This window comes from Wolbachia endosymbiont of Drosophila bicornuta (genome assembly GCF_028982105.1).
GTDB classification, from domain to species: Bacteria; Pseudomonadota; Alphaproteobacteria; order Rickettsiales; family Anaplasmataceae; genus Wolbachia; species Wolbachia pipientis.
In genome coordinates, this window is the sequence record NZ_JAPQLF010000076.1 from 1 (window position 1) to 10,289 (window position 10,289).

A 10,289-nucleotide genomic window follows, 5' to 3' on the forward strand; every position below is an offset into this window, starting at 1 on the left:
AATTCTTGAAAGCCTGTATGGCAAATCTTATACCTTGCTTTAGAAAAAGCTTGCTTTGAGGGTACATGTCGATGGCTCCATAAGTTTACATTCTATTCCCAAACTTTTTTTAACTAACTTTAAAATCATAGAAAATATAGCTCTTTTTACAATAATCCGAACAGATCATAATATGCTACTGCTCTACCATAGCCATAAGCACATATCTTATCCTATTCGGACTATTGCGAGAAGTGCTATACTGTCGAAAAAGCTTGTTCGTGTAAAACTCAACACAATGGATTTTCTGAAAAGTTTTCGAGTATATTGCATTTTTAATTTGTAAGATCTTTTCCTTTTTGCATGCCTCACCTAAAAAAGACACATTTTAAACTTTTTTGTTGCAATAAAATAGAAACAAAAGTGCTGTCCCTTGCACTCTTTGGATAATTTAATGATAAAAAATTTGGAGAGAAATTTTATACACTATCGCTGATATTTTTCCTTAAGTTGACGCCATTGCCTGAACGGATACATGACAAATCTATCGTTTATCAAATCGTCGGTAAGCCTAAAGCTATAGCCATTAAGCACGATAAAGAAAATCATTCATAATCGCTATAGCAACTAGTGTAGACACTTGACGTTCCTTGTGATTTGATAAATAGAGGTTTTTATCTGACTTCACAACAAGGGCTTCTGGATGACTTTGAAAGTGAACATTACCATGCTTATCTTCAATAGCCTCTATTACCCCCTCACTGGAAAATGCTGCAACTTTATATCCAAGTGACTCCAATTTTCTTCTATTTTCTGGTGTATTACCTACTGCTCCTGAATGAGCATCTGGAAAATATGTTGAAAACCAGCCATTTTCATTAGGTATTAGGAATTTGGCTACTACTTCTGCTAAACGACTATTTGGAACGATCTTTATCTGCTGGAGAGGTACATCCTCTTTCTGTGGATTAGGTGCTGATTTTAAATGAGATCTTTGCTTCTCTTCATCACTCACAACACTCACTACTTCAATTCCCTTTGCATTCATTATGCCTTCACATATGCCAAGTAAATGAATTGCAGGGTTATCATCAACTATTTTTACAATTGCTTCAGTAACAAGCTGGCGATAAGGAGTGGGTGCTGAATGTAAATTATCCGGAATAAATATCCTATTTATTTTGTGCTCTTTAATGAATTGTGCAACTTCAACTTTTATTCGGTCTAATGTTAGCTTTTTTGCCAATGTTTTATCTTGTTTTGCGAGATTAAGTGACTCTGTCTGAATTTTTTTAAGGCTAATTATCTTATTATAATCAATCAGTACAGTCTTAACCACAAAGTTATTAAACATCTCATAGATATTTTGAGATAGCCCAAGTTCATGTGCTTCTTCCGTTTTCAACAAACCAACAACTACGTCATTATTTACTGTATTTTCTGCCGTCAAGACAGTTGACGCTGGTTCTTCTTTTCTGGTTACATGTTGAGATGCCGATTTTTCACTAACGCCAGCATAAGTAATATTGCTTAATAATAGAACTATAATTAATAAGATATTAAATATTCTGCTATAATATCTACACATATAGTTTACCCTCCCAACACTTATATCAATATCATAACATATTATAGAACGTTTTACAACAAAAAGGTAAATTTGGTAAGAAAGAGAAGGTGGCCTGAGCAGGAATCGAACCAGCGACACAAGGATTTTCAGTCCTTTGCTCTACCAACTGAGCTATCAGGCCAACTGTATACTTTTATTTTTAGATAAAAAATGTTATTATGTCTATCAAAAGTTTTTAAAGTAGTTTATAAAAATAAAGGATGAACATTAATGACAAAATAGGAATCTACCCTGGCACATTTGACCCTATAACTTTTGGGCATATTGACATAATCAAAAGAGCGTGTAAACTAGTCGATAAATTAATAATAGGAGTTGCAGAAAACGTTAATAAGCATACTGCCTTTGACACAAAGCTACGCACAGGCATGGCTGAAAATGAAATCAAGGGACTAGGAATTGATGCAGATGTTATATCTTTTAATGGGTTGCTAGTGAAGTTTGCCAAAGAGCAGAATGCTTCTGTTATTATTAGAGGATTAAGAGCAGTGTCGGATTTTGATTACGAGTTTCAAATGAGTTGGGTAAATTATAAACTTCTTCCTGAAATCGAAACCATATTTCTTCCCGCTTCTGAAGATACTCAATTTATCTCATCAAGCTTTGTAAAGGAAATAGCAAGATTAGGAGAAGATGTTAGCAAATTTGTATCAAAAGGTGTTCAAAACGAATTGATTAACCTGAATAGGATAAAAAATGGAGAATAGTGCTTGTTGTTTTTTATTTCTGAATGGGTATATTCAATATATAAAATGTTATAAGCTAAAGGAGCAGCATGTCAAAAGTGAGGGTTAATAATAGAAAAGTTTGTTGTCATGGTGATGAGAATGATGAGGGTTCCGGCCATCCATTAATATATTTAGATATGGGAGAAGAAGAGGAAATAGCCTGCCCTTATTGTGAAAAGACGTTTGTCCATGACTGCACTGTAGAAGCGGTTGGGGAGCTGACTAGGGATGAGCTCTAATGGCACTTCTGCAGACTTAGCTTATGTAAATAGCAATAAGAGGGGCAGTAAAAATGAAACTGTCCATACGGTCGAGCACTCCCCCATGGCCAGGTATCATATTTCCACTATCTTTAACACCGTAAGCTCTTTTAACAAGCGACTCAGTGAAATCGCCAAGTTGCGCTAGAATAGCAATTGCAAGGCCAATGATTGGAGAATAAAAAATTGAAAATAGACCAAAAAATATTGATCCAAAAATTGTGCACACTACTCCAGCTAAAATCGCACCAAGAAGTCCTGTCCAAGTTTTTCCAGGGCTAAGAATTGGGCAAATTTTAGCTCCACCAAAATTCTTGCCAAATAGGTAGGCAGTAACGTCAATTCCCCAAATGGTTAAGACGAACCATACTAATGCGTATTTTCCCTGTGGTAGATTATATAAATATATTAATGAGGCGCTTGGTAGTGCAATCAATAATAATGCAAAAACGTATAAAATTTTATTTCCTTGGGTTAGATTATACCATTCAAAAGAAGATAAAACTGCTATTGAAAAAATCAATAGGTAAAACGATAAATCACTAAAATATGTAGCAAAGGAAAATATGAATAATATTACTATTGAGGACAACATTCTAATTATAAAATTATTATCTACCATATTTTTTCTCTCTTTTTATATAATCTTCTAATGCTTTACTCAAATCTTGACAAGAAAAATCAGGCCATAAAGTATCACAAAAATACAATTCAGCATAAGCTGCTTGCCATAATAAAAAGTTGCTTAACCTTTTTTCGCCGCCAGTGCGAATTAATAAATCCAATTTTGGCAAATCTTTAGTATACAGAAATTTTTCAAATTCCTCTTCTGATACATAAGCAATATTTTCTTTTATAATATTGCTTATAGCTTGTGTAATTTCTTGCTTTGCTCCGTAACTGACTGCCACAGTGAGTAATAAACCATCGTTCTTATGTGTCATTTCTTCTGCTTTTTTAATTTGATCCAATATTTTACTGGATAACAGACTTAAATTGCCAATAAAATTCAACTTAATGTTACAGTTGCAAATGAAATTGACTTTATCTTCATTAGTTAAAACGGAGTAAAATAAATCAAATAGACAGTCAGTTTCGTTTTTGGGTCTAAGCCAATTCTCCATAGAGAATGCATACAAAGTTAAGTAGGGTATGGTTAGGTCCGTACAATACTTGGCAATATCGTATGCAACTTCACTGCCCTTTTTATAACCATCAATTTTTACTCTTCCTTGATTGTTTGCCCATCTACCATTACCATCCATAATAATTGCTAAATGTTTCGGTAAAGATTCTTGATTCAACATTTAAATTTAACCTAATTTTGACTTGAGTGAAATTTTTTGGATTTCAATCGACACCTGGAAGGTGTCAGCTACTTGCATGACAGGAAGAGAGTTACTGTAGTGACACCAATAGTTGATACTTGAATGCAAAATCGGTGTCATCCCAGTGCTCCGACACTGGGATCCAGGAAATTTGATTTCAAACAAGTGCATCAGATAGTTGTATAGTAAAGACTGGATTCCAGTGTCAAGCACTGGAATGACATCATTTGCTATGTAAGCTTTCTCCATATCATTTAGTGATTCAGTATATCCTTTTCTTTGATGGACAATTCACCATCAATTTTTTTTATATTATTATCAGTAATATTTTGTATTTCCTTTTTAGCACCATGAAAATCATCTTCTGAGATTTCTTTATTTTCCTTCATTTTTTCTGTTTCTTCCATAATATCTCTACGTATATTTCTAATGGCAATCCGTGCATTTTCAGCAAACTGATGCAATAATTTCACTAATTTTTCACGGGTTTCTTGTGTCAAGTCCGGAAGAGCTATACGTATGGTGCTACCCTCGACAACAGGATTTAAATTCAGGTTAGCATTTAATATAGCGTTTTTCACTTCACCTACAACACTAATGTCCCAAACTTTAATTGATAGGGTTTTGTTATCTATAACCGAAACACCTGCAACCTGATTTAACTTTTGATGTCCACCATAGATATTTACAACTATACCATCAAGCAACGATGCGCTAGCTCTACCAGTGCGTACGCCTTTAATATCATCATGAAAGGACTGAATAGTTTTTAGCATTCTTTCTTTTGTTTTAGCTTTTATTTCATTTAACATAAATTACCTAATGTTTACAATCTGAAACTATAGTATAAGTACCTTGACCCTTAATAATATTGACTATTTTTTCTCCCTTCAAAGAAAAAACTATAATTGGAATAGAATTCTCACGAGCAAGTGAAATTGCTGATGCATCCATAACTTTTAAATCACGAGTCAATAAATCCGTGTAAGAAAGCCTATCATACATTACAGCATCCTCATTTTTTTTCGGATCAGCGGAGTATACACCATTTACTTGCGTACCCTTTAGAATAACATCACAATTCATTTCAACAGCACGTAAGGCTGCAGCTGTATCTGTAGTAAAAAATGGGTTGCCTGTGCCTGCTGCAAAAATTACCACTCTACCTTTTTCTAAATGACGAATAGCTTTCCTTCTGATGTAAGGTTCGCATACAGTGGCCATGGGTATTGCAGATAATACCCTAGAAGCTACTAAATTTTTTTCTAAAAAGTTTTGTAAAATTAAAGCATTGATTATAGTTGCAAGCATTCCAATATAATCACTGCTTGCTCTTTCACAACCACTTAAAGACGCAGATGTGCCACGAAAGATATTACCACCACCAACAACAATACATACCTGAACTCCAAGATTACAAACTTCAACTATGCCTTTAGATAACTCACCTATAGCCTCCATATCGTGACCAAATTGCTTTGATCCCATCAAAGCCTCACCAGAGATTTTAAATAACACCCTGGAATATTTTATTTCGCTTTTTTCATTTGTTGAAATAAACATTTTTTGCTATTTAATCTGCATCACCCAAAACAAGTAACTTGTAATTAGAGAGTTTAACAGCACTCAACTCGCTTGATTTTATAAAATCAGAAATCTTCATCTTATCATCCTTTATAAATTTTTGCTCCAGTAAAACAACTTCTTCATAGTACTTAGCCATTCGTCCATCTACTATTTTTTTTGCTACTTCTTCAGGTTTATTTAAGCTCCTCACTTGCTCTTCAATTATAGAACGTTCGTTGTTCAACTTCATTTGATCTAAATCATCTATAGACAAGGCTTCAGGCTTCATAGCAACTACATGCATAGCTATTTGTTTCCCAATCTCTTGTAGCTTCGCCTTATCACCAGATGATTGCAATGCAATTAAAGCACCAACCTTACCTAAGCCATGCGCATCACCATGTACGTAGCCAGCAATAACTCCATCCTTAGCTTCTAAGTAACAAAGCTTGCTTAACTCTAGCTTCTCACCAAGAACTGACGTACCATTCATAATAGCTTCCTGCACTGTGCCAATGCTTTCATACTTGGCATTTTTTAACTCATCAACGCTAGTACAGCGTTCTTGATGAGCAATTGATGCTAAATTTAAAACTAACTCTATAAATTTCTCATTCCTTGCGACAAAATCGGTTTCGCAATTGAGTTCAATCAATACACCACAATTTTCAGTCAAACACATAGCAACGAGCCCATCTGAAGCTACTCTATCAGATTTTTTGTCAGCTTTAGCAAGACCTATTGTACGTAACTTATCAACGGCTTTCTTAATGTCACCATTACATTCTTCTAATGCTTTTTTACAGTCACTTAAGCCAAGCCCTGTTCTATCACGTAATTCTCTTATATCATCTGGATTCATCTTCATTTGTTACTACCTCCCTTTCTTCTTCTTTGTAAACTTTACTACGTCTCCTTTTAGTTCGCACAATACCATCTTCTTTTTCTTGAATAAACTCATCACCCCTTATATCATCAACCTTAACTCCAGATTTTGCTAGACTAGACTCTATTCCAGCTAATATAGAGTCGGTAGCTAATTTACAATAGAGCTCTATTGATTTTCTTGAGTCATCATTTCCAGGTATTAGATAAGTAATACCATCTGGATCAGAATTAGTATCAAGTACTGCAACTATTGGAATTCCTAACTTCTTAGCCTCCTTAACCGCTATATGCTCCTTATTAGTATCAATGATGAATAAGATATCAGGAATTGCTCCCATTTCTCTAATACCGCCAAGCGCCTTATCAAGCTTTTGCTTTTTCTTTTCAATGTTTCCCAATTCTTTCTTTGTTAAAATGCTATCCTCGTCATTTAATATTTTCTCATATTGCATCAAGGTTTTTATCGAAGAAGAAACAGTGCCCCAATTAGTAAGCATACCACCAAGCCAACGATGATTCACATAATATTGACCACAACGAATCGCTTCACTTGCAATAATATCAAAAGCTTGAAACTTTGTACCAACAAATAGAATGCGACCACCTTGAAATGCAACGTCATATAAAGCCTTCATGGCCACCTGTAGCAATGGTAGTGTTTTTCGCAAATCAATTATATGTATACGATTTTCTTGATGCACTCCATATATGTATGGAGCCATTTTTGCGTTCCAGCGACTAATTTTGTGACCAAAATGTACACCAGATTCAGCTAAATCACGCACAGTGACTTTAGGCAAATTTGTCATATATCATTCCTCCAAATAGTTCATCTTCCATGGCATAACCCTAATGGGACTACTTGTACAAGCCATGTGTGAAATTAAATTATTTACATAGTAATAGAAAAGACAGCAAAGCGCAAACAAAAAATATTGACAAAGGGCAACATGTTTATTAGCTTTAAAGTTGAAGCCCGAAAACGCTAAAAAGAAATTATGGGGGTGTAGCTCAGTTGGTTAGAGCGCATGCCTGTCACGCATGAGGTCGTGAGTTCAAGTCTCATCACTCCCGCCATATTAGTTTTAGCATAACTTAGAATTCGCAGTATTATTGCCGGTATTGAGAAACGCCTTCACCAAACTTGACATGGCATGGTATTGTAATTAATACTTAAATAGGTTTGTTTTTATCATTAACAATTAGGATTAAATATGCTCATTTCTGAAGTTTTTGCAGCAGATGCAACTAGGAATACATCAAGTATCGGCGCATCTTTTGCTAGTTTTACTCCATTGATTTTAATATTTGTGGTATTTTATTTTCTCATTATTCGCCCGCAACAAAAAAAACTAAAAGAACATAGAAAGATGATAGATCAAATAAAACGTGGTGATACAGTCATTACTTCTGGTGGAATAATAGGTGAAGTTAATAAAGTTGATGAGGCAAATGCACAATTTATAATAGAAATAGCACCAAAAGTTGAGATAAAAGTTCTAAAGTCCGCTATATCTGAGGTTTTAAGCAAAGAAACTCAAAAAGTAGCAGCTAAACCAATTAAAAAGGTAAAATCGAAAGAATGATAAAAAGAATATAAATCAACCAGTAATAAAGGCAAAAATGCTTAACATGTTTAGAAAAAAGTTTGTTTGGTGATCCATTTGTGTGCGGAATATTTGGTGTAGTAAGTAGCGGTGATTCAGTAATACCAACTTTACTAACTGGGTTGCAAAAATTGGAATATAGGGGATATGACTCTTCAGGTATAGCAATCATAAATAATGAAGGCGAGATAGAAGTCAAAAAATCAGAAGGTAAAGTCAAAAGGTTATGTGAAGTTGTTGATGACAGCAAGATGTCTCACAGTACAGTTGGTATAGCACATACTCGCTGGGCTACACATGGAGTCCCAGGCCTTAAAAATGCTCACCCCATTCGTACAAATAACGTTGTTGTTGCTCATAACGGCATAATTGAGAATTACAATCTGCTAAAAAAGGGCCTAGAAGAAAGGGGCATGTCATTCCATACTGACACTGACACAGAGATCATACCAAACATGCTAACCTTATATCTTGATGAAGGATTGTCGCCAGTTGATTCTCTATTTAAGTGTTTAAACAACCTACACGGCTCATTTGCCTTGGTCTTATTATTTGCAGAATATCCAGACGCCTTATTTGTTGCGAAGAGAAATTTGCCTTTAGCAATAGGCTATAACTGTAACACAGTGTTTGCTGCATCTGACTCTAATGCTTTAAGTGCATTTGTGGAAAGAATATCGCATTTGGAAGATGATGACATTGCAGTGATAAAATCTAGTGGAGTTAGTATATACAACAATGGTACACAAGTTAAACGCAGTATAGAAAATAGTAGTCCAAGTGATTTTCTAATTAGCAAAAATGGTTACCCTAGCTTCATGTTAAAAGAGATTTTTGAGCAACCTTGTGCATTAAACAAAACAATAAACCAATTTTACAAGCAATATAAAGAGGTCAACAAAAAATTATTCTCTGAACTGAATCACATTACTATAGTTGGATGCGGATCATCTTATTTTGCTGGGCTAATAGCGAAGTATTGGCTGGAAAGTGTCGCTCAAGTTCGAGTATATCTAGAAATCTCGTCAGAATTTAGGTATAGCAACGTCAAGCTAGAAGAAGGCAGCATTGGGTTATTCATCTCTCAATCTGGCGAAACTGCAGATACCATAGAAGCGCTGCGTTATGCGAAATCACAGAAGCAAACAATCATTAGTATAACTAATACATTTAGCAGCAGCATTGAAAAGATCTCAGATATTGTGTTACATACTCTTGCTGGGCCAGAAATTGGTGTTGCTTCAACAAAAACCTTTTCTGCGCAACTTGCAACTTTAGCATGCTTTGCCGTGGAGCTTGGAAAAATAAAAGGTATACTGGGTGGAGAGAGAATAAAACAGCTAAGCAACGCTATTAACTCTATTCCCGAGTATGTTGAGCACGTTTTGAATGTGATGAAAATACAACATATATCGGGCAGTATATTAGAACACAATAACGTTATTTTAATCGGCAGAGGAAGTTCATACGGAGTTGCAATGGAAGGCGCATTGAAAATAAAAGAGCTTTCATATATCAATACAACTGGTATTGCAGCGGGAGAAATGAAGCATGGTTCTATTGCTTTAATAGACTCTACTGTGCTTGTTATAGCAATTATCCCTTATGATGATTTATTCTTTAAAACGCTATCTAATATACAAGAGATTATTGCAAGAAAAGGCAAAGTAATTGCCTTCAGTGATAAACAAGGAGCGCCATTCCTAAGGGGAGTTTGCGCAGATGTGGTGCAACTTCCAGACACTGATAATTTTATCTCTCCAATCATCTACAGTGTTGCTATGCAATTCCTTGCTTACTTTACTGCAGCAAAAAAAGGGTTAGATGCAGATTGTCCAAGAAATTTAGCTAAGTCTGTCACGGTTGAGTAGTCCATTTAAAGTTAAAGCTAAACTTCTAATAAGGTAACCAGACTGCATTCTGTGATTTTTAGCAAAACACGATACACAATCGTCATTCCGCTACTAATTAGCGGAATCTATGGCGAGATACCGCGGCGGTTGACGGTTCGCGGTGGTATGACGGTTAAGTAATTCGTCATCCAGCTGCTTGTTAGCGGGATCTAGAGATACCGCGGCGGTATGACGGTTCGCGGCGGCATAGCTATCTTCAAAAATATGGTTGAATAATTGTTAATAATAGTGTATAATTATTAATATTTTTAAGCACTTTGGCTATGGCTTTATCTAAGTTTCTCGACCCTAAGCTGGATTTAACCTTTAAAAGAATCTTTGGCACTGAAAAAAATAAGAATATTCTCATACATTTTTTGAATGATATTTTAGGGTTTACCGAGATAAATA

At 35.1% G+C, this 10,289-nt stretch carries 13 protein-coding genes, 2 tRNA genes and 1 pseudogene; 6 read left to right on the forward strand and 10 right to left on the reverse strand.

Annotation, left to right across the window (positions count from 1 at the left end):
- From OZD68_RS06565 to OZD68_RS01890, 3 genes and pseudogenes are all read right to left on the reverse strand, one after another.
- Window positions 1–364 (reverse strand): annotated as a pseudogene (locus OZD68_RS06565) (hypothetical protein); the annotation flags it as partial.
- Between the two features lie 201 nt (window positions 365–565).
- A complete protein-coding gene (locus tag OZD68_RS01885) occupies window positions 566–1,429 on the reverse strand; it encodes a gamma-glutamyl-gamma-aminobutyrate hydrolase family protein (protein WP_375138385.1) in 864 nt (287 codons plus the stop codon).
- 228 nt (window positions 1,430–1,657) lie between these two features.
- Window positions 1,658–1,730: transfer RNA gene (locus OZD68_RS01890), tRNA-Phe, on the reverse strand.
- 79 nt (window positions 1,731–1,809) lie between these two features.
- Between OZD68_RS01890 and coaD the strand changes: the two genes are divergently transcribed.
- The gene (gene coaD / locus OZD68_RS01895; RefSeq protein WP_182309381.1) at window positions 1,810–2,316 is read left to right on the forward strand and encodes a pantetheine-phosphate adenylyltransferase; all 507 of its coding nucleotides are present in this window, start codon (window positions 1,810–1,812) and stop codon (window positions 2,314–2,316) included.
- Window positions 2,317–2,384: 68 nt separating this feature from the next.
- Window positions 2,385–2,576, forward strand: a complete 192-nt coding sequence (locus OZD68_RS01900) for a zinc-finger domain-containing protein (RefSeq protein ID WP_006279326.1) — start codon at window positions 2,385–2,387, stop codon at window positions 2,574–2,576.
- A 16-nt stretch (window positions 2,577–2,592) separates the two neighbouring features.
- On the opposite strand, the gene OZD68_RS01905 is transcribed toward OZD68_RS01900, so the two are convergent.
- From OZD68_RS01905 to rpsB, 7 genes are read right to left on the reverse strand one after another with little or no spacing between them, the layout of a single operon-like run.
- A complete protein-coding gene (locus tag OZD68_RS01905; RefSeq protein WP_015589049.1) occupies window positions 2,593–3,219 on the reverse strand; it encodes a phosphatidate cytidylyltransferase in 627 nt (208 codons plus the stop codon).
- Window positions 3,209–3,904, reverse strand: coding sequence for a polyprenyl diphosphate synthase (gene uppS, locus OZD68_RS01910; RefSeq protein WP_182309382.1), 696 nt, complete (start codon window positions 3,902–3,904; stop codon window positions 3,209–3,211). Before uppS ends, OZD68_RS01905 begins: the two co-directional genes overlap by 11 nt.
- 6 nt (window positions 3,905–3,910) lie before the next feature.
- Window positions 3,911–4,174, reverse strand: a complete 264-nt coding sequence (locus OZD68_RS06570) for a hypothetical protein (protein ID WP_039964055.1) — start codon at window positions 4,172–4,174, stop codon at window positions 3,911–3,913.
- A 5-nt stretch (window positions 4,175–4,179) separates the two neighbouring features.
- Window positions 4,180–4,737, reverse strand: a complete 558-nt coding sequence (frr, locus tag OZD68_RS01920) for a ribosome recycling factor (protein ID WP_155968563.1) — start codon at window positions 4,735–4,737, stop codon at window positions 4,180–4,182.
- Between the two features lie 7 nt (window positions 4,738–4,744).
- Window positions 4,745–5,482 (reverse strand): UMP kinase, encoded by a 738-nt coding sequence (gene pyrH, locus OZD68_RS01925; protein WP_375138386.1) that lies wholly within the window; start codon window positions 5,480–5,482, stop codon window positions 4,745–4,747.
- Window positions 5,483–5,498: 16 nt separating this feature from the next.
- Complete coding sequence (tsf, locus tag OZD68_RS01930) at window positions 5,499–6,359, reverse strand: translation elongation factor Ts (RefSeq protein ID WP_182309384.1); 861 nt, start codon at window positions 6,357–6,359, stop codon at window positions 5,499–5,501.
- Entirely contained in the window at window positions 6,340–7,188 is an 849-nt protein-coding gene (rpsB, locus tag OZD68_RS01935) for a 30S ribosomal protein S2 (RefSeq protein WP_182309385.1), read from the reverse strand. Before rpsB ends, tsf begins: the two co-directional genes overlap by 20 nt.
- A 191-nt stretch (window positions 7,189–7,379) precedes the next feature.
- On the opposite strand from rpsB, the gene OZD68_RS01940 reads away from it, so the two are divergent.
- The 4 genes from OZD68_RS01940 to OZD68_RS01955 all read left to right on the forward strand — a co-directional run.
- A tRNA-Asp gene (locus tag OZD68_RS01940) sits at window positions 7,380–7,456 on the forward strand.
- Window positions 7,457–7,593: 137 nt separating this feature from the next.
- A complete protein-coding gene (yajC, locus tag OZD68_RS01945) occupies window positions 7,594–7,965 on the forward strand; it encodes a preprotein translocase subunit YajC (protein ID WP_182309386.1) in 372 nt (123 codons plus the stop codon).
- An 80-nt stretch (window positions 7,966–8,045) separates the two neighbouring features.
- Window positions 8,046–9,857 (forward strand): glutamine--fructose-6-phosphate transaminase (isomerizing), encoded by a 1,812-nt coding sequence (glmS, locus tag OZD68_RS01950; RefSeq protein WP_182309421.1) that lies wholly within the window; start codon window positions 8,046–8,048, stop codon window positions 9,855–9,857.
- Window positions 9,858–10,162: 305 nt separating this feature from the next.
- Window positions 10,163–10,289: PD-(D/E)XK nuclease family transposase (locus OZD68_RS01955; protein WP_275008866.1), on the forward strand; the 127-nt coding region annotated here is incomplete at its 3' end.

Excerpts from the sequence above, each read along its gene's own strand:
- coaD (WP_182309381.1), top strand. The coding sequence starts at position 1,810 with ATGAACATTAATGACAAAATAGGAATCTACCCTGGCACATTTGACCCT.
- OZD68_RS01900 (WP_006279326.1), top strand. The coding sequence starts at position 2,385 with ATGTCAAAAGTGAGGGTTAATAATAGAAAAGTTTGTTGTCATGGTGAT.
- OZD68_RS01905 (WP_015589049.1), bottom strand. The coding sequence starts at position 3,219 with ATGGTAGATAATAATTTTATAATTAGAATGTTGTCCTCAATAGTAATA.
- uppS (WP_182309382.1), bottom strand. The coding sequence starts at position 3,904 with ATGTTGAATCAAGAATCTTTACCGAAACATTTAGCAATTATTATGGAT.
- OZD68_RS06570 (WP_039964055.1), bottom strand. The coding sequence starts at position 4,174 with ATGGAGAAAGCTTACATAGCAAATGATGTCATTCCAGTGCTTGACACT.
- frr (WP_155968563.1), bottom strand. The coding sequence starts at position 4,737 with ATGTTAAATGAAATAAAAGCTAAAACAAAAGAAAGAATGCTAAAAACT.
- tsf (WP_182309384.1), bottom strand. The coding sequence starts at position 6,359 with ATGAAGATGAATCCAGATGATATAAGAGAATTACGTGATAGAACAGGG.
- rpsB (WP_182309385.1), bottom strand. The coding sequence starts at position 7,188 with ATGACAAATTTGCCTAAAGTCACTGTGCGTGATTTAGCTGAATCTGGT.
- yajC (WP_182309386.1), top strand. The coding sequence starts at position 7,594 with ATGCTCATTTCTGAAGTTTTTGCAGCAGATGCAACTAGGAATACATCA.